The following is a 24,308-nucleotide window of genomic DNA, read 5'->3' as shown; positions in this document are numbered from 1 at the left end:
TTCCCCGGTATGAAGAAAGTTTACCTGCTGCTTGTTTCCTGTTTCCTGTATGCTGTTTTGCTTGCGCAAAAGAACGGCGTTGTAAAAGGTGTTGCCTTTGATACGCTGTCGAAACAACCGGTGCCAGCGGCCACCGTTACCCTGTTACAGAAAAAAGATTCCTCCCTTGTGGCGTTCACCATGACCGATAGCCGGGGCCGGTTTGAATTGGCCGGTTTGGCCAATGGCGAATACCGGATACTCGCAACGCATGTAAACTATCATAACAGCAGCCGCTTATTTACCATCGACGACAATCTTAAACAGGTGAACCTCGGTAATATCGTAATGAACGACGTTACCCGGGTACTTAGCGAAGTAGTGGTTACGGCGGAGGCGCCGCCGGTTACGTTGATTGACGATACCGTGCAATACAATGCCGGATCCTTTAAAACCATTCCCAATGCCACGGTTGAGCAACTGCTGAAAAAGATGCCGGGTATTAAAGTGGAAAAAGATGGCACCGTTAAAGCCCAGGGCCAGGAGGTAAAAAAAGTACTGGTCGATGGCAGGGAGTTTTTTGGTACCGACCCAAAAGTTGCTACCCGTAACCTGCCCGCCGATGCGGTTGATAAAGTACAGGTATACGATAAAATGAGCGACCAGGCGCAACTCACCGGTTTTGATGATGGCAATAGCGAAAAGACCATCAATCTGAAATTAAAGAAAGACAAAAAGAAAGGCATGTTCGGCAAGGTGATGGCAGGCGGCGGCACCAACGATCGCTATGAGGGCAGGTTCAATGTAAATTCTTTTAAAGGCGCCCGCCAGTTTTCTGCAATAGGCATGGGCAACAATACCAACTCGGAAGGTTTTTCATTTATGGATATGCTCAGCTTTAATGGCGGCATGAGCAATATGCAGTCAACGGGTGGAGGTGGCATTTCAATAAATATCAGGAATGATGACGGCGCCAACCAGAATGATAACAGTAGTGGTATAAGAAGCATTTGGGGCGGCGGGTTCAATTACAACAATATCATTGGCAGCAAAACCAATTTCACCAGCAATTATTTCTACAACCGGTATAACCCCAATACAGAAAGTCATATACAGCGGCAATATTTTCTGCCCGATTCTTCCTGGTATTATAACCAGAACGCATTTGCAAAGAACATTAACAATACCCATAAGCTAAACCTCGGCGTTGATATTCAACTGGATTCCTTTCATTCCATAAAAATATCGCCTTCTATCGGTTACCAGCAAACAACCAACGCTTCAATAAGCGATTACAATACTTTTTCGCTTGCGGGTACGCCGGGTACCAGCGGTAAAAGTGAAACCGGGTCGGGCAATAAAGGATATAATTTTAAAAATGATCTCCTTTTCCGGAAAAAGTTCAGGCGGGCCGGAAGAACCATTTCATTGAGCCTGCAAAACAATCTGAATGCCAGCGACGGCGATGGCAGCCTGCTTTCGACCAATACATATCGAAATACGGCGGGTACGGTAATAAGAACAGATTCAATAAATCAACACAATAATAACAGCAGCGACCTCAATGGGTATACGGCAAGGCTGGTGTATACAGAACCGATCTTTAAAAGATCATTGCTTGAGTTCAGCGTTGCAAAAAGCAATACGGCGGGCACGGCTCAAAAAACTACCTGGGACTACAACGCATTCAGCGGCAAGTTCGACCGGTTGAACGGCCGCCTTACCAATGAATTTGAGAACAGCTATGGGTATAATTCCGCCGGCCTTCGCTGGCGCATGCAGTTAAGCAAATTCAATGCATCGGCCGGGGTAAACTGGCAACAGGCCGAACTGGAAGGAAAGAGTATGGCCGCGGGCAGGGATACCACCATCAGCAAAACATTTTATAACCTGCTGCCCAATGCGCGCTTTCAATACAACTTTACCAAATACCGTCACCTGCGGCTTAATTATAATACCACCACCAAACAACCATCGGTTTCGCAATTGCAACCGGTGCCCGATAACAGCGACCCCCTAAATATCAAGGCCGGTAATGCCGATCTTAAACAGGAGTTAACCCATGCCCTGCAACTGAACTTCTTTTCGGTAAACCCGTTCAGGAACAAAAACCTGTTCGCTTTTTTTAACCTGCGCCGTACCGATAGCAAGATCGTTGACTCCGATACCATCGACTCGGTAGGTGTAAAAACTACCCGTCCCGTAAACGTTGATGGGGTATATGATCTTTCGGGCAGTGTGAACCTGGGTTTGCCCATCCGTTTTCTGAAAGGATCGGTAAACTTCAGCACCAACGGCAGTTACACAAAGAACAAATCGTTCATTAACGGGGCAGGCAACCTGATCAATACATTGAACATAGGGCCCGATGTACGTTTTGAGATCAATGCTACCGAAAAGCTGGATGTTTCCTTATCGGCCGGCATTAATTATTACCGCACCCAATACAGTTTGCAACAATCGTTGAATACCGGATACCTGAACCAGCAGTACGGTACTAAAATAAACTGGCAGTTGCCGAAGCGGTTCTTCTTCAATACTGAGTTTACTTATGCCATCAATAGCCAGCGCGCAAGCGGGTTCAATACAAAAGTTCCATTATGGAATGCGTTTATCAGCAAGCAATTCTTACGCTTTAATCGCGGTGAGATCAAATTATCGGCCTTCGACCTGTTGAAACAGAACATAGGTGTAAGCCGCAGTACCAGTCAGAATTATATTGAAGACAAACGGGTGACCAACCTGCAACGTTTTTTCCTGCTGAGCTTTACCTACAGCCTTGCCAAAAACGGCTTGAGTGCGCCAGGCGAAAACGGCAATATTCATATCATTAAAAGATAACCCCGCCTCTTATAGGCATGGTAGCAAAATTGCATAGTTGAAGGGTAAATCCTCAAACTATTCTACCATGTCAAGAAAAAGCACAGCTATTGCAGCCCCTGAAATTCGGGTCGACGGAATGGGCTCTGTCCCACACGAGAATGGCGTATACTTCAGAGTATGGGCGCCCCATGCAAAAAAGGTATTTGTAACCGGTGATTTTAACCAATGGGCAAAAAACAGGAACCAGATGACCCATGAAGGCAATGGGTATTGGGGATTGAATATTCCCGATGCAGTCGTAAGAAACGAATACAAGTATATTTTACACACCGATATGGGTGTGGTGTACCGCAACGATCCTTACGCCCGCGAGGTAACCAATTCGGCCGGCAATTCGATTATCACCGATCCGCATTTTGATTGGACCGACCACGACTTTCAAATGCCTTCCTGGAATGAGCTCGTAATTTACGAAATGCACATAGGTACGTTCAATGTAAAGGAAGACGGCAAACCCGGCACTTTTGAAACTGCCAGGCAACGGCTGGGTTATTTAAAAGCGTTGGGGGTTAATGCCATTGAGATTATGCCGGCCACGGAATTCCCCGGCGGGTTTTCATGGGGTTATAATTTGTCGCACCCCTTTGCCATTGAATCGGATTATGGCGGTATCAAAGGATTTAAGGAGCTTATCAATACAGCGCATGAACTGGGCATAGCAGTTATACTCGATGTGGTGTACAATCACTTCGGCCCTTCAGACCTCGATCTTTGGCAGTTTGACGGCTGGAGCGAGAATGGGGCCGGCGGCATTTACTTTTACCAGGACTGGCGCGCAGAAACGCCCTGGGGCCATACGCGCCCCGATTACGGCCGCCCCGAGGTAAGGCAATACCTTCGCGATAATGCTTTAATGTGGCTGGAAGATTATCATATAGACGGCTTACGCACCGATGCGCTTTTATTCGTTCGCAACGTACATGGCAAAAATTTACCCGATGCCGATTTGCCCGACGGCTGGACGCTGATGAAATGGATAAATGAAGAAGTGAAAAAGCGTTACCCCTGGAAGATAATGATAGCCGAAGATCTGCAGAACAATGAATGGATAACCAAAAAAGAGGAAGAAGGCGGCGAAGGGTTCAATACCCAGTGGGATCCCAGCTTTACATATAGCGTACGTGATGAATTGAAAGTGCCGGAAGACACGCATCGCAATATGGATAAAATTCAATATGCCATAATGCATAAATTCAATGGCGATGCCTGGCAACGGGTGATCTATACCGAGTCGCACGACGATGTGGCCAATGGTAAAACGCGTGTACCGGAAGAAATTGCGCCCGGTGATTCACAAGGCTGGTTCGCCAAAAAAAGATCGGTGCTGGGCGCCGTTATGGTTTTTACCTGTGCCGGCATACCCATGATTTTCCAGGGACAGGAATTTGTTGAGGATGGCTGGTTCGATGAACAGAATCCGCTCGACTGGTCGAAGTTCTCCACCTTTAAAGGAATTGCCCGCCTGTACCGCGATTGTATTCGCCTGCGCCGTAACCTCGACGGGTTGACCAGGGGCCTTACAGGCCAACATACACGTATATTGCATTTGAACAATGTAGACAAGGTGGTGGCCTTTCACCGCTGGCATGAAGGCGGACCGAAAGACAGTACGATCGTGATCCTGAACTTCGCCAATAAAGAGCATAAGGATTATGTGATCGGTGTGCCCGAAGAAGGCGTTTGGAAGGTTCGGTTTAACAGCGACTGGAAAGGATATGATGAAACCTTCACCGGTAGTGATGCTTCGGAAACTGAAACTTTTGAAAGCAAAAAGGACGGCCATGAGTACAGTGCTGCCATCAATCTGGGCCCATATAACGCATTGATCCTTTCACGTGATTAATTTAGAAAGGGCCGGATAGAAATCCAGCCCCGTATTAATCCAATATCCTATGAAAAACCACTTTGAAGTTAACATCAAAAAACAACGAATACTATGACGGCCATCACATAATTGATGGTTTAGTGAGTTATTGATTTGCGCTAAGTTTTTATATCAATTTAAAAAACAACCCATGCTACCGGGTTAGGAAACAATAAAAAAGGCCGGATAGAAATCCAGCCCGTGTTAATCCAATATCCTATGAAAAACCACGATGAAAATAGAATGATTATTTCAATTATTCTATGACGGTTATCACACTATTTCAATGATTGTGGCAATATTTTATGTTTTCATACATGTAATGCCCTATGCGAAAAATTTGCAAAGCTAATTTCTCATGTGTATTGTTCTTCTTCCGCCGCTGCGATGCATTTCTTCCATTACTTTATCCCGTTCTTTATTAAATTCTTCGGCCGTTACTTTTTTTCCTTTTCTGGGTTCTTTAATAGCAGCCACATCAGTTTTTTGCGATACTTCTGTCGCTTTAAAAGTAGTGTTGCCGTTAATATCAATTTGCAGGATCAGGCCGGGTAGCTGTCCTTCAAAATCAGGACCGGCCGGTACCGGAACGGCAGGCGTAAACCAGGCAACCACTTTACTGGTATCGGGAACTTCTTTCCGGGTCATATTGCCATTGTCCATCGAGATCATCATGCGTTTGCCATAGCGGTTAGTAACAGCCTGCTGGCAGGTGTAACCCAAAATGGTTTTCGTTTCGCCGGTCAGCTTCCAGTTTTGCTTGCGCACGCTATCTGTAACCAGGTATTGTTTGGTGGCGAATTCTTTTTGTTCCACTTTGCGGCCATCGGCAAAGTTCAACCAGGTAATATCGTCGTCGCCCATGCCAAACGCGCGAACCTGAATACCGCGGCCTTCGTCTGCAAAATCATTCACCGTATTATCTTCCAGCGTCCGGCGCAACATCTGGTTATTACCAAACAGCACTTCTTTTTTGATTATGTGCGCATGAGGCGGCGGCGGCGGCTGTTCCGCTCCGCCGGGGCCTGCCATTCTCACCATCATTTGCCGGGTATATTCGTACACCACACGCCCGGCCTGTTGCTGGGCCTGCGCCTGAATGGTAATGAGTGCGCCCGCCAGAAAATATATCATTTTCATACTTTTATTATTTGTTTCAAAACTATTGCAGCGCCAAAAGGTAACAGGTTAATGCACCTTGGTTTAATGTTAATTAAGGTTAATGGTATTAAACCGCCGGCTTTAAACGGCTACTTTTGTAGTGTTATGAACAGGCGCCGCTTGTATTTACCGGTAGTTTTAATGTTGCTGGCCATCGTGGCCGTAGCAACCTTTCAGGTTTTCTGGCTTGTCAAAAACTTCAGGGAGGAAAAACGCGAACTGACTTTTCGCACGAATGTATTGTTTCGCGAGGCGCTCCAACGCCTCAGGGCTGAAAAACTGAAGCTCGATACGCTGGGACCGAATACAAAGTTCAGGGTGGCAGGATATGGCGCCGTTGGAATGATGGATGCCATGCGCAGGCGGGTGCTCGATACCATGATGCACGATAGAAAACTCCACGTAATGGTTAGAGAAAAAAGCACCGATCTCATTCATGAGCGCATTCCGGGCGATTCCATCAGCGAAATCCACGTTTTCAGGGACGGGCCGGGTTCGGGGGCAAGCATTGTAAGAGTACTAAGCCGGGTTGATTCACTACAGGACAGTATAAGCATTAAAGAACTGACGGCAAGATATGCACAGGTGCTGGCGCGGGAGAAGATTGCCATTCCCTTTACCGTTACCAGCCGCAAAGCGGTTTTGCCCGATGATATGCCGCCGCCGCCTTTTTTCGAAACGGAAAATGAAGTTACCATTGGCTTCAACCGCCCCATTACTTACCGGGTAGATATGGGCAACATGACCCCATTTGCATTGAAAAAGATCGGGTCGCAGATAATGGTATCCCTGCTGCTGGTAGGGTTGACTGCATTTTCGTTCTACCTGCTTTTGCGAACGCTGGTGCAGCAGCGGAAATTAACACAGATAAAGAACGACTTCATCAGCAATATTACGCATGAGTTGAAAACGCCCATAGCCACGGTAAGTGTAGCCATTGAGGCCCTGCGCAATTTCGACGCTCTGCACGATCCCGGAAAAACAAAGGAATACCTTGCCATATCGTCGAATGAACTGCAGCGCCTGTCGTTCCTGGTTGATAAGGTTTTGAAGCTGTCGATGTTTGAAAAACACCAGGTTGAGCTGAAAGAAGAAGTAATCGATCTTTCGGTACTGGTGAAAGAAGTAGTGAACTCCATGAAACTGCAATTTGAAAAATACAAAGCGAAGGTTACTGTGCAAATGCATGGCGATCATTTTGAAGTAGCCGCCGACCGCCTGCACATGACCAGCGTGTTGTTCAACCTGTTGGATAATGCTTTAAAATACAGCAGGGAAAATCCATCCATTCAGGTTGAGCTGAAAGAAGAGGAGGAGAGAATTGTTTTGCGTGTAACTGATAACGGCATTGGCATTCCTGTTGAATACCATAAAAAGATCTTCGATAAATTCTTTCGCGTGCCTGCCGGCGATACGCATAATGTCAAAGGCTATGGCCTGGGACTGAGCTATGTGGCCTATGTAATACAACGGCACCTCGGTTCTATTGAAGTGGAAAGCCAAACCGGTATTGGTAGCCAATTTATAATAAAACTTCCCACAGCTTCATGAGCAAAACCAGGATCCTGTATGTAGAAGATGAGTTATTTCTGGGCAAAATTGTAAAGGAAAGCCTGGAGAGCCGGCATTTTGACGTTACCATGGAAAGTGACGGGGTAAACGTGTTATCGGTTTTTAAACAGGTAAACCCCGATGTTTGTGTACTCGATGTAATGCTGCCCAATAAAGACGGTTTTACCATTGCCGGTGAAATACGCGAAATAAATGCCAGGGTGCCTATCATTTTCCTTACCGCCAAAACGCAGACCGACGACCTGGTAAAAGGCTTTTCTGTTGGCGGTAATGACTATATACGCAAGCCGTTCAGTATGGAAGAGCTGATAGTGCGAATTGAAAATGCATTGCGGTTTAAAGAGCTGGGCGCCCGCGCAGGCAATGGAAAAGATACACTTCAGATCGGTAAATATACCTTTTACGTAAGCCGGCAGCTGTTGACAGGTTTTAATGAAGAAAGAAAACTCTCTTTTCGTGAAAGCGAACTGTTGAAGTTATTATACGGGAACCGCGAAAAGATCATTGACCGCAAAGACATTTTGAATTTGCTTTGGGGCAATGATTCCTTCTTTAATTCGCGCAACCTCGATGTATACATCACTAAGCTGCGCAGCTATTTAAAAGAGGATGACCTGCTTGAAATAATTACTATAAAAGGGGTAGGCTACCGGTTTGTTGTAGGCTAACGACCATTGATCTTAATTGTCGTTATTCGTTGTTGCGGCTTTTTCATTCTTTGCCATAACCACATGATAGTGAAGCTGGGAATGAAATCAAGACCGGGAAGTATTTCTTCCACAAAGTTGAACAATCCCCCAAACGCACCTTTCCAGCCACCGAAAGTTCTGAAGAAAATGAGCGCAGAAATGGGGGCCCAGATGATATCGCCGAACTCACCCAGAACGGGCAGGGCGTACGATGCGTAGCCAATGAAATCCATCAGCACGCAAAATATCAAAGAGGTCGATGTTTGCTGTTTGATCATTTTCTGAATTTAGTTGACTATTAGACAAAAAATGAGTCGGTGAAGTTGTAAAAATGTAACGCGCCAAATGTTAAAATTTTTACACCAGCAACATTCTTTTCTTCAGTATTGCTTCAATCTCTTCCAACTTAAATGGTTTTGAAATGTAGTCGTTCATGCCGGCTTCAATACATTTTTCCTTATCGCCCTGCATGGCATCGGCGGTGAGTGCAATTACGGGAATGAGGCTGTATGGTTCGGGCAGTTGCCTGATTAAACGGGTAGTGGTAAAGCCATCCATTTCGGGCATATTCACATCCATGAAGATCAGTTGCGGGTCCTGTAGCTGTAACAGCTCGAGTGCCTGTTTTCCGTTGGTAGCTTTGATGACGGCGAATCCCATTCTGCCCAACACTTCGGTAATCAGCATCATATTGATGGGCTCATCTTCAACCACCATAATGCTGGCAGCATCGGTAATTTTTTCAATGGTGGGTATATGGCTTATTTTCTCCGGCTGATGGGTGCCGGTTGTGAACATGGCCGACAGCAGGGCGTACAGTTCGTACAGTTTTACCGGTTTTGAAAGGAAACTGTGAATGCCCAGTTTTTCTGCCTGCCGCTGGAACAGGTTTTTCTCCATCGATGACAACATCATAATTACAGGCTGTGCAAAACCTTTGGAAGATTTGCGGATCTCCTGCATCAGTTGCATGCCATCCATTTCGGGCATATGGTGATCGGTTAAAATAAGATCGAGCGGTTCGCTTTTTTCATGTATGCGGTGCAGGATCGCCAACGCATCTTTACCGCTTTTGGCCATTTCACAGGGAATATTGAAATAGCGGAAAATTTCCTGCATCATCCACCGGTTGCTGGCGTTGTCGTCAACCACCAGCACTTTTTGTAACGGCGGTCTGTAGGCGCCGGTTATTTGCGGTTCTATGTTTACGATTTCGAGCGGTAAGCGCAGGGTAAATGTGCTGCCGCGGTTCACTTCACTGGCCACATGCAGGCTGCCTTCCATCAGTTCTGCCAGGCTTTTTGAAATGGTGAGGCCCAAACCGGTTCCGCCATATTTACGCGTGGTGGAAGAATCGGCCTGCGTAAAACTGTCGAAGATCTTCATCAGTTTTTCTTTAGGGATCCCAATACCTGTATCGCGAACCGAAAGGTCGATATCGATAAACTTTTTGTTGTCTTTGAAGTACATACTGCCCGCTTTTTTAAGCGACACGAAGATTTCACCTTTTTGGGTAAACTTGATGGCGTTGCCTAACAGGTTTACAAAGATCTGGCGAATACGAACCGGGTCGCCGCTTACGCGGCTGGGCAGCAGCGGATCGATATGGCAAATCATTTCAAGCTTTTTCTCAAAGGCCTTCACAGTTAACATGTCAATGGTTTCTTCAACCAGTTCATCGATGCGGAATGAAGTATTGTCAATTTGCAGTTTACCGGCTTCCAGTTTACTGAAGTCGAGAATGTCGTTGATGATATCGAGCAGGCCGTAGGCCGATTTCTTTACATTTTCGAGGTAATCGCGTTGCGAATGTTGTAATGTGGTAGTGAGCACCAGGTCGGTAAAGCCAATAATGCCGTTCATGGGGGTGCGTAACTCGTGGCTCATGTTGGCCATGAACTCACTCTTTGCCTGGTTGGCCGATTCGGCCATGTCTTTCGCCTGCACCAGTTCCTGTTCCATTTGTTTACGCTCGATGGCGGCGGCCAGCGTGGCCGCAAATGATTGCAGAATACTGAACTCGGTGATGGTCCACTCGCGTTCCTGGGTGCAATCGCTGAAGGCAACAAAGCCCCAGAAATAATGCATGGTGAACACGGGGATCACCGCGGCGGTTTTTACGCCGCGCTCCTCATAGTAAGAACGAAGTTCAGGATACTGAATGTGCCTTACATGACTGCAGAATATTTCTTCCCTTATTAGGGTATGGAACAGCGGCGAATTTTTATCGACCGGCTTGTTTTGGAAGTCGGGTATGCGATAGATCAGTTCATCGGTAGCGCTTTCCCATTGCCATAACCTGCTTGTATACCATTTGTCTTCGGCCAGTACGTATTCATTCTTGTAAACATTGAGGCCGTCGACCTGCATTTTCATGCCCAGCAGTTGAATGGCTTCGCCAATGGCCTGATCGAGATTGTTATTGCTGATAAGCAGGTGCGTTGCTTCGGCTACGGCCTGCAGCAACTGGTCTTTACGGCGCAGGCTTTCCTCTACTTTTTTAAGCGGGGTAATGTTGTGCACAAAACCCAGTACGCCCCATACCTGTCCTTCTGCATCTTTCAATGGCACTTTAACCGTGCTCATGGTGTTGAGCTGGCCGTTGGCAAAGTTAGGTTCTTCGGGTATGTACATGACCTTGCCGCTCTTTACCACTTCATCGTCATCGGCCCAAAAACCGCGAATACCGCGTGTGGGATCGCCGGTAACATATTCTGCGGGGAAGCCAACCTCCAGGTCGTCTTTACCAATGATCTCCTGGGGCGTTTTGCGCATTGAATCGGCGCAGGCCTGGTTTATAAGTAGGAATTTGTGATTTGGGTCTTTAATAAAGATCCAGTCGGGAGTAGAGTTGATGATGGTGCGCAGCAGTTCTTCCGATTGTTTTACATCAACCAGCAACTGCTCGCGTTCCACTTCGGCTTTCTTTTGTTCGTTAACGTTACGCGAGGTAGTTATGATCTTTACCACCTGGCCGTTTTCCTTCACCGGTTTCAAAATACTTTCAAGCCAGATGTATTCACCGCGTTTGGTCATGATGCGGTAGCGTAACGTGAGGTTGTCGATGCGGCCAAGGGCGATGCTTCCTTTATGCGGGGTAAAAACGTGCACATCTTCAGGATGAACGAATGAGGTAATGGTATGGCCTTCCATTTCTTCGCGCGAATAACCCAGCGCTTTTTGAACGGAAGGCGAAACATATTGAAAAACGCCCTCGGGATTGCTTACGGAAATAATGTCTTCGGCATGTTCGGCCAGCAGCCGGAATTTCTGCTCACTGTTCTGCAGCGCCTGTTCGGCAATAACTTTTTCGGTTACGTTCACGCCAATACCCTGTATTTCAGAAACGCCATCTTCGTTTTGAAGGGCAATGAACTCCCAGTCGGTCCATTGAAAGTTACCCGTATTCCTGATCGATTTCTTTATAAGCAGTTTATAAACGGTACCGGGGTTCAGCCAGCACTGATCGGCCACCTCGCGGCAGCGGTGAAGGTCCTTGGTATTGATGATAGTATAAAAAGCAACGCCAAGGAGCTCTCTTTCGGTATATCCAAAGGCTTGCAGGAATTGCGGATTGGCATAAGTGAAATTCCCGTTGCGGTCTATACGAATGACGTAGTTGGTTTGGGAATTGAGAATAGACGACAAATATTTTTTCTCGCGCAGCAATGCGTTGCGGGCCATTTGCAGGGCTTCATAGTTCTGTTTATTGCTGCGCAGCAGGGGATCGATTACCAGGAAAATAAGGCAGATGAGGGCAACGATAAGCGAAAGGAATTTGCCGGTATTGATGGTTGAAGACTCTTCGAGTTTATCGGTAACAACGGTTGTATAGCGTTGCACTACCTCATTCATCAGTGGGAAGTACTTTCGTTCGCTATAGAGGAGCTGCTGATTGTACAGGGGCGCATTGATGGCCAGCAACTCGTTATCGGCCAGGTATACTTCCTGCGCAACCGCCACAATACCCTTCATATGGGTTTGGGCATTGGTAAGGTCGCGGGTGATCTCGAGCAGGTCATTGGTAACCGGTTCATCGGTTTTGATCTTTATTTTATCGCGCAGGAGCTGGTTGCAATTTATAAAGCTGTCGGTGGCCTTTTTAAGTTCTTCACGAATGGCATGTTGTTCGTGTTCGGGCAGGTTACCCCTGGTAAGTAGTAATACATTCTTGGTAATGAGCTGACTAAGCGTTTGCTGCTGCCCGCTTATGTTCACCAGCATAACCATTTTTTCATTCTGTTTGCCCGACAGATGAATCATGTAATAGCCGAAGAAGTTAAATAAAAGCACAGCAGCCAGCAGCACTACGGCAATTCTCACCAATTTGCGAAAGGGACTTTTCATGGTTTTTAAGGATACAATACCTACCCTGATATATAACTTTGAAATTAGGATAGTATTGAATATCAACCATTATTTTTTAATATAAATAAGGGTAAATCATCAGTTTTTTAGTGTTGGGGATGCTGGAGGTAAAGGAAAATAACACCTGATAGCCACCTGCAAGGTCGTATATAGGCAAAGTTACCGGTTACCTGTTCCCGGATACCAGGGAAACAGCCGCCTTGCCGTTGCAGATGTGGGATTGCCATTAAGCGATCCGCTAATTCGAATGTTTAAACTTATAGCGAGCCATGCAATAAAACCCCGGAAACCGGTATCCGGTAACCGGGACCTTGAAACCTGTAGCTCCTTAAATTCCAATAATGTATCACTTAAAAGTGACTCTACTTTAATAGTCAATAACCTGTTCTTCAATTGCCGCAGGCATTTGGCGGAATTCGTATTGCTGGTTCCGCAGCTGTGGTTCAAACCCGGCATCTTTTATGGCCTGCTGAATGCTTTTGAAAGTAAAGCGGTGCGGCGCGCCGGCGGCACTTACCACGTTCTCTTCCAGCATGATACTGCCGAAATCATTGGCGCCGGCATGCAGGCAGATCTGGGCGGTTTGTTTACCAACGGTGAGCCAGCTGGCCTGGATGTTCTTTACATTAGGCAGCATGATGCGGCTGATAGCGATCATGCGAATATATTCATCGGGCGTAGTGAGGTTGTGCACGCCGCGTATTTTGGTAAGTAAGGTATCAACGTCCTGGAAGGTCCAGGGAATGAAGGCCAGGAAGCCTTTGGCTTCGGCCGGTTTTCTTGACTGCACTTCTCTGATCTTCACCAGGTGCTCGAAACGTTCCCGAACGGTTTCCACATGGCCGAACATCATGGTGCCGGAGGTGGTAATGTTCAGTTTATGGGCTTCGTGCATGATATCGAGCCATTCCTGCGACCCGCACTTTCCTTTTGAAATAAGCCGGCGTACCCGGTCAACCAGAATTTCGGCGCCGGCGCCCGGCAAACTATCCATGCCGGCCTCTTTCAGGGCGGTCAGTACTTCGCGATGGGTACTTTTTTCGAGTTTGGTGATGTGCGCCACTTCGGGGGGCCCTAAGGTGTGCAGTTTAATATTCGGGTAAAGCGATTTTAATTGTCTGAAGAGGTCAACATAGAACTGTAAACCCAGCTCAGGATGGTGGCCGCCCTGTAATAATAACTGATCGCCACCCCAGCGAATGGTTTCCTCGATCTTCTTTTTATAGGTAGCGATATCGGTTATATAAGCATCGGCATGACCGGGTATACGAAAGAAGTTACAGAACTTGCAATTGGCAGTACAAACGTTGGTGGTGTTTACGTTGCGGTCTATTTGCCAGGTAACTTTCCCATGGGGTACCTGCTTTTTACGCATTTCATTGGCCACGAACATCAGCTCCGTTAGCGGGGCATGTTCAAAAAGGTGCATTCCTTCCTCAATACTCAGCATGTCAAAATTCAGGGCTTTCGCGTACAGCTCATCCAGATGCATAAAAATTTATTGTAGCAACAAAAGTACTAAACGAACGGTTCAATACGTATGGTATAAGTGGTAATTAGTATGGTAAACATCTCCGGTGGCCGGTAATTGGGTAGGCTATGAAGGTTGTTTATGTGTTTTTATACCAATGGTTTACCATTTTCGGATAAATATTTTATCTTACTAATTGCATAACCGGCATTCATGCGATTGTTGACCATACCCATTTTCCTACTGTTGCTGTCTGTATCCTTTGTACAGGCTCAGGAAGAATTTATTCCGCCGCCTGCAAAGCTTATTGCCAAATTCCCGTTCAGGCTGCTTACCGGGGGCATCATTACCCTAAAAGCCCGGCTCAGCAATTTTCCCGATACGCTCAATTTTATTCTCGATACCGGCAGCGGCGGCATTTCGCTCGACTCTGCCACCGCAGACTATTTAAAGGTTCCCACTACTTTAAGCGACCGCACCATTCGCGGTATTGCCGGGGTGCGGCGGGTGTATTTTTCTTACCGGCAAAGCCTTCACCTGCCCGATCTTACGGTCGAAAACCTTGATTTTCACATAAATGACTACGATGTACTCACCAGTGCCTATGGCGAAAAAATAGATGGTATCATTGGGTTGAGCTTTTTATCGCGTTACATTGTGGGGGTCGATTACGACAGCCTCAAAATTTCGGTTTACACAAAAGGCACTATTAAATACCCCCGCGGCGGTTATTTGCTGAAGCCAACGATCAATTCCATTCCAATTATGAGCGCCAGTATCAAGGATAACCGGTCACTAACTTCCCGGTTCTATTTCGATACCGGGGCGGGTATGTGCCTGCTGCTATCGGCCGATTTTGTGAGCGACAGCAATTTTGTAAAACCCAAACGCAAATGGTATGCTACCCAGGCGGAAGGGCTGGGTGGTAAAGCGCCTATGAAACAAGGGGTTATAAGGCAAATTCAGGTAGGCCCGTACCGGTTCAGGAACGTTCCTACCTATATTTTCGACGATGAGTACAATGTAACCGCCTATCCTTCATTGGCAGGCCTTATAGGGAACGATCTCCTGCGCCGGTTCAACCTCATTATCAACTACGAGCGCAAGGACATTTATATGATCCCCAATTCACATTATAAAGAACAGTTCGACTATTCCTATACCGGGCTGGGCATGTATGTGGTTGACGGTGAAATTCAGGTGGTTGATATTATGCCCGAATCGCCGGCCGAGCAGGCGGGGTTCAAACCGGGCGATGTAATAATGGCGGTGGCCAATAATTTCAGTAATAATATACAAACCTATAAGAACCTGATGCAAACCCCGGGCGAAAAGCTCAAAATACTCGTGCTGCGAAAAGAGGGCCCCGTAGTGCTCACCATGAAGGTGAAAAACATCCTTACGGGACGTTAACCCTCTTTTATCAATCAGTTTCAACCAAATACCTCAACTTGTCGTTAATTTGTAGCCAGGGATTGATTGCTTGATGGCTCAATTGCTTGATAGTTAGTCGTTGAACAATTAGGTTTACGAGTATTTGCAGGTCTGCCAAACATACCACAGGACCAGCCATTTAGCCATCAAACCATTCAGCTATCATAAAGAGGGAGGCGAACCTTTGGTCAACCTCAAAAAATTTAAAAGCAATAACGGCATATGATACAATTTGAAAAATTCACGCTTTCGAATGGATTACGGGTTTTAGTACATGAAGATCGTTCCACGCCCATGGCGGTATTGAATGTGATGTACGATGTGGGCGCCAAAGACGAAGATCCCAATAAAACAGGGTTTGCCCATTTGTTCGAACACCTCATGTTTGGCGGTTCGGTAAATATCGAAGATTTTGAAACGCCCCTGCAAATGGCGGGCGGCGAAAACAATGCTTATACCAGCAACGATGTAACCAACTATTATATTCAACTGCCGGCAGAGAACCTCGAAACAGCGTTCTGGCTGGAGAGTGACCGAATGTTGTCGCTGGGTTTTAGCGAAAAAAGCCTTGAGGTGCAACGCAAGGTGGTTATTGAAGAATTTAAGGAGCATTACATCAACAAACCCTACGGTGATGTATGGTTTAAGTTACGCGAAATGGCCTACAAACAACATCCGTACCGCTGGATGACGATTGGTAAAGAGCTGTCGCATATTGAAAATGCCAGCCTGCAGGATGTAAAGGATTTCTTCTTCAAACATTACCGCCCGGTAAACGCCATACTGGTGGTGGCCGGCAATGTAAAAGCCGACCAGGTGCGCCAACTGGCCGAAAAATGGTTTGCGCCTATTGCTATGGGAGAAAAATACAATCGCCGGTTGCCTGCAGAACCTGTACAGAACGAGCCGCGCACCATGGAAGTAAAAGCCAATGTGCCGCTCGATGCCATTTATAAAGTGTGGCATATGGACGACCGGCTGGCACATGGGTATTACGTGGCCGATTTGATTACCGAAGTGCTGGGCGGCGGCGGTTCATCGCGGTTATTCCAGAAACTGGTAAAAGAAAAACAATTGTTCAGCCAGATAGAGTGTTATCATTTTGGTACCGTTGAAAAAGGGTTGCTGGCCGTTGAAGGCAAACTGGTAAAAGGCGTGAAGATGGAAGATGCCGAAAAGGCCATCAACGAAGAAATAGAAAAGCTGAAACAGGATGGCATCAGCGAAAAAGAGCTTACCAAAATAAAGAACAAAACCGAGGCTACGCTGGCTTTTGAGGATATGAGCGTACTTACCCGCGCCAATAACCTCGCGTTTTATGAGCTGTTGGGCGATGCATCGCTGTTCAATGCTGACCGCGACAAATATTTCTCCGTAACGGGCGACGATATTTTGAAGTACAGCCAGAAAATATTCGATCCCAATAATTGTTCTACGCTTAAATACTATAGTGAGAATTAATTTGAAGAATAAAAGAAGATTAAAAAGAACATATGCTTAACAGAACTATCGCTCCTCCAATTATAGACCCGGTTGCATTTGATTTAAAACTGCCGGCCTGCAAAAAATATACGCTCAGTAACGGGGTTGAAGTGTATGCGGTTGATATGGGTACCGAAGATACCTTAATGGTGAACTGGGTTTTTTCTGCCGGTAACTGGTTCGAAAAAAAGAAGGCCGTTGCCGCTGCCACCAACTTCATGTTAAAGAACGGCACCAGCAGGCGCACGGCTTTTGAAATAAACGAGCATTTCGAGTATCATGGCTCGTACCTCAACCGTGCCTGTTACAACGAAACATCGGAAATAACGCTGCATACTTTAAGCAAACACATTAACGAGCTGTTGCCGGTAGTGGCCGAGCTGGTGCAGGATTCGGTTTTTCCGCAGGAAGAACTGAACATTTATATCCAGAATGCGCAGCAGCGGTTAAAAGTGAACCTGCAAAAAGGCGAATTTGTGGCCGGCCGATTGATCGATGCGTATTTGTTTGGCGAAGATCACCCGTACGGAAAATATATGAACCTCGAAGATTATCCGGCGGTTACCCGTGAGGATGTGGTTTCGTTTTACAATGAATACTATAAAAACGGCCGTTGCGTGATCTTTGTTGCCGGTAAATTGCCGGCCGGTATTATAGAATCGCTTGAAAAGAATTTCGGGCAACTGCCGCTGAAACCACGTGTTGGCACCGGTGGCGCCGAAGCTATACAACATCCGCTGCAACCTGCCGCGCAGAAAAAATACGAGATCCTGAACGACCCCGATGGCGTGCAAAGCGCCATTCGCATTGCCCGGCCGTTCCCCAACCGCAAGCACCCCGATTTTCAAAAAGTGCTGGTATTGAACAATGTGCTGGGTGGCTTTTTCGGTTCGCGCCTTATGGGCAATATCAGGGAAGAAAAAGGGTATACCTATGGCATTTACAGCTACCTGATGAACTTCACCAGCGAAAGCGGCTGGATAGTGAGCACCGAGGCGGGGCGCGACGTAACCGCAGACACCATCAGGGAAATATATTATGAAATGGAGCAGCTGCGCGAGGAGTTGATCGACGATGAGGAGCTGATGATGACGCGGAACTCGATGATCGGCACCATTCTGGGCGATCTTGATGGTCCGTTCCAGGTCATAGGCCGCTGGAAGAATATGATCCTGAACAATGTGGATGAGGGTTATTTTGAGCGGGGTATGGAGATCATAAAGACCATTACCGCCAAAGAGCTGCAGGAGCTGGCGAATAGGTACCTGGTGCCGGAGGAATTTTATGAGCTGGTGGTTATTTAGTGTAAGCAACGTTTATATCGGAGAATGAAGTAGGATGTAAGAAATAGGAAGTAAGAAGTAGGAAGTACGAAGTAGGAAGTACGAAGTAAGAAAAGAAAATACGAAGTATTAGGTCTGAGGTTCGGGGAAGTATAGGAATCTGAATACTTAAAATCTTCATACCTCTTACTTCATACCTCTTACTTCATACCTCCTACTTCATACAACTATTACCAATAAGCTCGACCCAAACCTTATATAACCTTTTAAATCAACATCCACATGAATTTCATCATGCGTATCATCATCACCTCCATTGTCGCATTTGGATTATCCTATATTTTAAGTGGGGTGCGAATAGATGCGTTCACAACGGCGATCGTGCTGGCATTGGTGCTGGCCGTATTGAACGCCATTGTAAAACCCCTCCTTATTTTAATTACCCTGCCAATTACCCTGGTAACATTAGGGCTTTTTTTATTTGTGATCAATGCCCTTATCATTTTGCTGGCCGATAAGATCCTGAAAGGTTTTCAGGTGAACGGGTTTTGGTGGGCGCTGTTGTTCAGCCTGCTGTTGTCAATTGTTACGTCGGTATTATATAAAGAAAAAAGAGACGAAAAAGAGTAGTCGCGGCCTGCTATTGATATTCGATTTGCCTAACTTCATGGTATATTATTTTATTACCATACTGTATGCACTTCGATAGTAAAGATTTGACGCACGAACAACTGGTTCATTTATATAAGAGCCTGTTATTGCCCCGGTTGATCGAAGAGAAGATGCTGGTTTTGCTGCGACAGGGAAAGATCTCAAAATGGTTTAGTGGTATTGGTCAGGAAGCGATAGCCGTGGGTGTTACCCAGGCGTTGTTGGAAGACGAATGGATCCTGCCGCTACACCGCAACCTGGGCGTTTTCACCAGCCGGCATATGCCGCTGCATAAACTGCTGATGCAATGGCAGGGAAACCAGAGTGGTTACAGCAAAGGGCGCGAGCGCAGCTTTCACTTCGGGAATGCGCAGCATCATATTTGCGGAATGATCTCGCACCTGGGACCCCAGTTAGGCATTGCAGATGGAATAGCGCTGGCACATAAACTCAAAAAAGAAAATAAAGTAGTAGCGGTGTTTACCGGTGAGGGCGGCACCAGTGAAGGCGATTTTCATGAGGCGGTGAATGTGGCGGCAGTGTGGGACCTGCCGGTGATCTTTGTAATAGAGAATAATGGGTATGCGCTCAGCACGCCGGTGACTGAACAATACCGTTGCGAGGCGCTGGTTGAGAAAGCCCGCGGTTATGGCATAGACGGTGTGAAGATCGACGGTAATAATATTCTCGGTGTTTATGATACAATTAAAGGGGTAAGAAAATACTGCATTGAATACCAGCGGCCCTACCTCGTTGAATGTGCTACCTTCCGCATGCGCGGCCACGAAGAGGCCAGCGGCACCAAATACGTTCCTCCTTATTTGTTTGAAGTTTGGGAAATGAAAGATCCCATAAAGAATTTTGAACAGTTCCTGCTGTCGAAACATGCGCTTTCAAAAGAAACGATAGAAGCCATTCACCAGGATTTGAAAGAATACATCGATGTAGAGTGCAGCATTGGTTTTAATGCAAAGCCGATGGTGGTTGATTCGGTTCAAGAATTGGCCGATGTTTATGCTGAGAAGAAGGTAGACGTAGGGGGGCAGAAGTATGAAGTAGGAAGTAAGAAGTATGAAGAGTCTTCTGTGCAGGGCTCGTCAATCTATTTCTCACACCCTCCTGTGCAGCAGTCCGGTTCAGTTTCTCATATTCGTTTTATTGACGCCATAAAAGAAGGGCTGCATCAGAGTATGGAGCAGCACGACGACCTCGTATTGATGGGACAGGATATTGCAGAGTACGGCGGGGTATTTAAAATAACCGAAGGTTTTGTAGAAGCGTTTGGTAAAGAGCGCGTGCGCAACACGCCGTTATGTGAAAGCGCTATCCTGGGCGCTTCGTTGGGGTTGAGCCTGCAGGGCTACCGCTCGATGATAGAAATGCAGTTTGCCGATTTTGTGACCATGGGTTTTACGCAGATCGTGAACAACCTTGCCAAGATCCATTACCGCTGGGGGCAATCGGCCAATGTGGTCATTCGTATGCCGTGCGGCGCCGGGGTAGGAGCCGGACCATTTCACTCGCAAACCAATGAAGCCTGGTTTGTGCATACGCCGGGCTTGAAGGTGGTGTATCCATCAACGCCGGCCGATGCCAAGGGGCTGCTGATAGCGGCCATCAACGATCCCAATCCGGTTTTGTTTTTTGAGCACAAGGCATTATACAGAAGCGTTAGTGGCGATGTGCCGGCGGAATATTATGAAACCGAAATAGGCAAGGCGCGGCATGTACGCGCGGGTGACGATCTCAGCATTATAACTTACGGGCAGGGCGTTATCTGGGCAGAAGATTATGCCGCCGCACATCCGGAAGTCTCAATAGACATTCTTGATTTGCGCACCTTGTTGCCGTTGGATTATGAAGCCATACAAGCCGCAGTGGAAAGAACGGGCCGGGTACTGGTGCTGCATGAAGATACCCTCACCGGGGGCATTGGCGGGGAAATAGCGGCCTGGATAGGGGAACATTGTTTTCAATTGCTCGATGCACCGGTACTGCGTTGCGCTTCGCTCGATACGCCGGTACCGTTCAACACTGAGCTGGAAGCCAGTTTCCTGGCAAAAAGCCGGCTGGGCGAAACGGTGGTGAAGTTGTTAAGGTATTAGGAGTGAGTTGACAGGTTGATAAGTTAATATGTTGATAAAGGGGCTGTATAAAAGGCCAGTATAACCGGATTTAAATATATTAGAAGGAGACCTGTAAGGTGCGCCATCGGGACTTGCGTAACCGCAAGATGATGCGCACCTGGCAGGTCTTGTTGTTTGCAGAGGGTTTGGGATGCTGCGCCTACCTGCTTTTGGGTACTGTTTTTGGTTTCTGTGGAATTACAATGAGTAACTCAGATAAAGGAAGCACCCAAATTCTGTCATCGGGGTTAAAGCCGGTGCGTTGAAGCCACTTGCCACACAACGTTATTTCCGGAATAACGGTTGTGGGTTTATGATCATGCGCCCAACCGGTTTTTATGCTTCTGATCATTTCTTTTATATAGTGGCCGTTATTGCTGATAATATTCAGCGAATGGCGAAATGGGCTGTTTGAGCCTGCTATTCTCGCTATGCCTTCAGCGGCGGCCCATGTTTCTTCTTCAGTAGCGCTTACGGGTGCGCATATCAATTCCTCTTTTATCATGGTGGTTTATTTATTGTTAACAAGTGTGGCGCCATTGTGCAGCCATTCAAGTAACGCCAGTACGTTCGGAAGGAATTTGTTGATAAAGGTGGGGTAACCAATTTGCAACTCGTACTTTATAAACTCAAGGAGAATACGGCACAGGTTGCAACTGAGGTTGACGGGATTGTTTTCGTGCATGAACTCTTCAGCCAGGTTGAAGAAGTGCTGGCTATACAGATCGCCCTGTTGCTGCAGGCGATCGGCTTCTTCAAGCAGTTGAAGCAACTGTTTAATATCGTAAATGGAGGCAGCAAAGTTAACCGGCAGGTTATTATTTGCCTGGTGTTCCACAAGGGCGAACAGGAGTTTGTGCAGGTCTTTAACCAGTTGGCCGGGCGGATTATTGTTAAAGAAAGCGATGGTTTTGTCGTAAAAAGTAATGAGGGCATCGGTAGCAAGGCGTTCCTGTTCTTCGTGGCAGAATGTTTTGGTAAGGCGCGACTTTGCGTTGGGGAGGTGAATGATTTCGCACATAGTACAACGTTTAATAAATGGTTATTAAATGGTGTGCTATTAAACAGAGTTTTGAAGAAATTAACCGATAGTTTTCGGCGGGTTTGGATAAACGAAGTAACCATAAAGGGCTTATGTATTTTACATTTTAGCCGTGTAAAGTATACGTGTCTGTATGTTTTTTACCAGATTAAATTGTACTTTTAATATATAACTTTACCGTTATGTCAATAAATCCATTACCAGGTAAAATTCATGAAGGCCGTAACGTTAAACGTTTACGCGAAATACTCGGCATAAAGCAGGAAGTTTTAGCCGATGCATTAGGCTTTAACCAGCAGAAAATTTCTTTGTTAGAGCAAAGGGAGAATATTGATCCCGCAGTTTTGGAGGAAATTGCGAAGGCGCTGAAAGTGCCGGTTGAAGCCATAAAGAATTTCAGCGAGGAGGCTACCTATAACAACATAGCCAATAACTTTCATGATAACGCGTATTTAATTAACTACCAGTTTAACCCTATTGAAAAAATAGTAGAATTATATGAACGTTTATTGGAAAGTGAAAAGGCAAAGGTGGCGCTACTAGAGAAAATGGTAGAGAAAAAATAGCCCTGATTCCTGTGATGTTTACTGCTAAAAGAATTTGACCCCATCCGAGGGTAAATAATTACTTTTGAGTGTAATTTTTACCTATATATTCTAATCAGGATTCATGCGAATAAGAAAACTGCATCTTAAGAACTTTAAAAGATTTACTGATCTTACTATTGATAATATTCCAGATGAAGCTAAGCTGGTTTTATTAATAGGTTCAAACGGGTCGGGGAAGTCTTCGATTTTTGATGCGTTTGGGTATGCTGTAAATGTTAGTCGTGGACGTGATAATGACGCACAATATTATTTTAAAAATTTAGTCCCTTCTGAGATCAGTATTTTTATTGCAGATGGTGGAAAAATTGAGATATTGGGTGGAGTTAATCGTTCTAATAATCTATCTATTCAAAAGGCCATAAGAAAATTCATTGGAAGAAGTAGTAATCGCATCGTTCCTCGGATTTCACAAAACGCTTATCCTGAAAAATTAATAGACGATTCAGACAGGCCTGCAACTTTTATTGATGCTGATACCCGTTTTGACAATGATTTGTTTGGATATATGCAGCGGATTGATAATGCTCTACGTGAGCCTGTTTTTGCTGGTAAATCAGCAGATACGTTAAAAATATTTCAGGAACAAATTCAACCTTTTAACGATTCATTAATTAAGATTTTTGGGGGTGATGCTACTACTACAATTCAAATTGCGGAATTTCAAAATGCAACACCATCTGCACCAGGCAAGCTAATTTTTAAAAAAGGAAACTCCAAAATTAACTACGATCTTTTAAGTCATGGCGAAAAACAAGTAGTAATTCTGTTATTGAATTTTATTGTAAGAAGGCAGTTTTATAGCGATGCAATCATTTTTATTGATGAAATGGATTGCCATTTGAATACAGCCTTACAATCAACCTTATTAAAAGAAATAGTTGACAACTGGATCCCTGATAATGCACAGTTGTGGACAGCTTCGCATGCTTTGGGCTTTATTGATTACGCCAGGCAATCGGATAATGCGGTGATACTGGATTTTGATTTATTGAATTTCGATATTCCTCAGGTTGTAAAACCTCAACCAAAAGATAGCCTTGAAGTACTGAACATTGCAATACCCAAGGAAGTTTTAAAGAAGATTTTTAAAGATTATAAATTAGTAGTAGTAGAAAATCAGAACGATGAATATTTCACACTTGCATTAGGCGAAAAAGGATATTTGTTTCTGCCAGCCAAGAATAACAGAGAAGTATTTCTCACTATAAAAGGTGATAAAGATAAAATAGGATTAAGGGACAGAGATTATTTAAAACCCGAAGAAGTTGAGGCCATAACTAAAAAGTATCCCAACTTAAAAATCCTTAAGTTTTATACTTTCGAAAACTATTTATATCATCCTGATAATGTTGAGGAATTAAAATTGGCAAACTTTAGTAAAGCAGATTATTTGGCTGAAATAATTAATCAGAAAAATGAAAGATTATTGGATATAGTTGAGGAATTAGCAACATCGCGGCAAACCTATGTAGAGTTTAAAGAAGATGGGATAAAAGATGATAAAAATGTAAAGCCTATAACCGCCGCAATCAAAAGCGATGATTTTGATGTTTTCTATGTGTATTTTAATATGAAAAGGTATTATAATAAAACCTATTTGCAGCAATTCAATATACAGCCAAAAGATTTGGTGAAAACGAATTGGTTTAAGAAGCAAATTGAGGATATTTTAAATAGTTAATATCGCATTGTTTA

The 24,308-nt window shown here is 45.5% G+C and carries 17 protein-coding genes; 11 read left to right on the top strand and 6 right to left on the bottom strand.

The genetic code is table 11. The features are described 5' to 3' along the window. Positions 1 to 9 precede the first annotated feature (9 nt). Both A4R26_RS12390 and A4R26_RS12385 read left to right on the top strand, forming a co-directional pair. Positions 10 to 2,820 (top strand): outer membrane beta-barrel protein, encoded by a 2,811-nt coding sequence (locus A4R26_RS12390; protein WP_081164088.1) that lies wholly within the window; start codon positions 10 to 12, stop codon positions 2,818 to 2,820. Between the two features lie 67 nt (positions 2,821 to 2,887). Further along, positions 2,888 to 4,705, top strand: a complete 1,818-nt coding sequence (locus A4R26_RS12385; protein ID WP_081164087.1) for an alpha-amylase family glycosyl hydrolase — start codon at positions 2,888 to 2,890, stop codon at positions 4,703 to 4,705. Between the two features lie 369 nt (positions 4,706 to 5,074). Here the strand turns inward: A4R26_RS12385 and A4R26_RS12380 are convergent, their stop codons facing one another. After that, entirely contained in the window at positions 5,075 to 5,866 is a 792-nt protein-coding gene (locus A4R26_RS12380) for a GLPGLI family protein (protein WP_081164086.1), read from the bottom strand. Between the two features lie 126 nt (positions 5,867 to 5,992). Between A4R26_RS12380 and A4R26_RS12375 the strand changes: the two genes are divergently transcribed. Both A4R26_RS12375 and A4R26_RS12370 read left to right on the top strand, forming a co-directional pair. After that, entirely contained in the window at positions 5,993 to 7,438 is a 1,446-nt protein-coding gene (locus tag A4R26_RS12375) for a sensor histidine kinase (protein WP_165760248.1), read from the top strand. Continuing rightward, positions 7,435 to 8,127 (top strand): response regulator transcription factor, encoded by a 693-nt coding sequence (locus A4R26_RS12370; RefSeq protein WP_081164084.1) that lies wholly within the window; start codon positions 7,435 to 7,437, stop codon positions 8,125 to 8,127. The genes A4R26_RS12375 and A4R26_RS12370 overlap by 4 nt, the downstream gene beginning before the upstream one ends. Here the strand turns inward: A4R26_RS12370 and A4R26_RS12365 are convergent. The 3 genes from A4R26_RS12365 to mqnC all read right to left on the bottom strand — a co-directional run bounded on the left by A4R26_RS12365 (position 8,124) and on the right by mqnC (position 14,008). Beyond that, entirely contained in the window at positions 8,124 to 8,426 is a 303-nt protein-coding gene (locus tag A4R26_RS12365; protein WP_081164083.1) for a hypothetical protein, read from the bottom strand. The genes A4R26_RS12370 and A4R26_RS12365 overlap by 4 nt on opposite strands. Before the next feature lie 79 nt (positions 8,427 to 8,505). Next, entirely contained in the window at positions 8,506 to 12,495 is a 3,990-nt protein-coding gene (locus tag A4R26_RS12360) for a response regulator (protein WP_133054651.1), read from the bottom strand. Between the two features lie 388 nt (positions 12,496 to 12,883). Continuing rightward, positions 12,884 to 14,008 carry a cyclic dehypoxanthinyl futalosine synthase gene (gene mqnC, locus A4R26_RS12355; protein WP_081164081.1) on the bottom strand — a complete coding sequence of 375 codons (1,125 nt, stop codon included), beginning with the start codon at positions 14,006 to 14,008 and terminating at the stop codon, positions 12,884 to 12,886. A 192-nt stretch (positions 14,009 to 14,200) separates the two neighbouring features. Between mqnC and A4R26_RS12350 the strand changes: the two genes are divergently transcribed. From A4R26_RS12350 to A4R26_RS12330, 5 genes are all read left to right on the top strand, one after another. Then, positions 14,201 to 15,400, top strand: coding sequence for an aspartyl protease family protein (locus tag A4R26_RS12350; protein WP_081164080.1), 1,200 nt, complete (start codon positions 14,201 to 14,203; stop codon positions 15,398 to 15,400). Between the two features lie 243 nt (positions 15,401 to 15,643). After that, positions 15,644 to 16,882, top strand: coding sequence for a M16 family metallopeptidase (locus A4R26_RS12345; RefSeq protein ID WP_081164079.1), 1,239 nt, complete (start codon positions 15,644 to 15,646; stop codon positions 16,880 to 16,882). A gap of 32 nt (positions 16,883 to 16,914) precedes the next feature. After that, on the top strand, positions 16,915 to 18,207 hold the full coding sequence (locus tag A4R26_RS12340; RefSeq protein WP_081164078.1) for a M16 family metallopeptidase: 1,293 nt from the start codon (positions 16,915 to 16,917) through the stop codon (positions 18,205 to 18,207). A gap of 261 nt (positions 18,208 to 18,468) precedes the next feature. Further along, positions 18,469 to 18,816: a phage holin family protein gene (locus tag A4R26_RS12335; protein ID WP_081164077.1), complete on the top strand. Its 348-nt coding sequence runs from the start codon at positions 18,469 to 18,471 to the stop codon at positions 18,814 to 18,816. 65 nt (positions 18,817 to 18,881) lie between these two features. Continuing rightward, entirely contained in the window at positions 18,882 to 20,942 is a 2,061-nt protein-coding gene (locus tag A4R26_RS12330; protein ID WP_081164076.1) for an alpha-ketoacid dehydrogenase subunit alpha/beta, read from the top strand. A gap of 181 nt (positions 20,943 to 21,123) precedes the next feature. On the opposite strand, the gene A4R26_RS12325 is transcribed toward A4R26_RS12330, so the two are convergent. Then, positions 21,124 to 21,468, bottom strand: coding sequence for a SymE family type I addiction module toxin (locus A4R26_RS12325; protein WP_081164075.1), 345 nt, complete (start codon positions 21,466 to 21,468; stop codon positions 21,124 to 21,126). 6 nt (positions 21,469 to 21,474) lie between these two features. Beyond that, on the bottom strand, positions 21,475 to 21,984 hold the full coding sequence (locus A4R26_RS12320) for a hypothetical protein (protein ID WP_081164074.1): 510 nt from the start codon (positions 21,982 to 21,984) through the stop codon (positions 21,475 to 21,477). A gap of 203 nt (positions 21,985 to 22,187) precedes the next feature. Between A4R26_RS12320 and A4R26_RS12315 the strand changes: the two genes are divergently transcribed. Both A4R26_RS12315 and A4R26_RS12310 read left to right on the top strand, forming a co-directional pair. Next, the gene (locus A4R26_RS12315; protein WP_081164073.1) at positions 22,188 to 22,571 is read left to right on the top strand and encodes a helix-turn-helix domain-containing protein; all 384 of its coding nucleotides are present in this window, start codon (positions 22,188 to 22,190) and stop codon (positions 22,569 to 22,571) included. A 103-nt stretch (positions 22,572 to 22,674) separates the two neighbouring features. After that, positions 22,675 to 24,294: an AAA family ATPase gene (locus A4R26_RS12310; protein ID WP_081164072.1), complete on the top strand. Its 1,620-nt coding sequence runs from the start codon at positions 22,675 to 22,677 to the stop codon at positions 24,292 to 24,294. Positions 24,295 to 24,308: the final 14 nt, after the last annotated feature.

The sequence above is a fragment of the Niastella populi genome, from assembly GCF_002078015.1.
In the GTDB taxonomy this organism is placed as follows: Bacteria; Bacteroidota; Bacteroidia; order Chitinophagales; family Chitinophagaceae; genus Niastella; species Niastella populi.
Note: the sequence above shows the minus strand (reverse complement) of the source record. Positions and strands in the feature narration are given on the sequence as shown.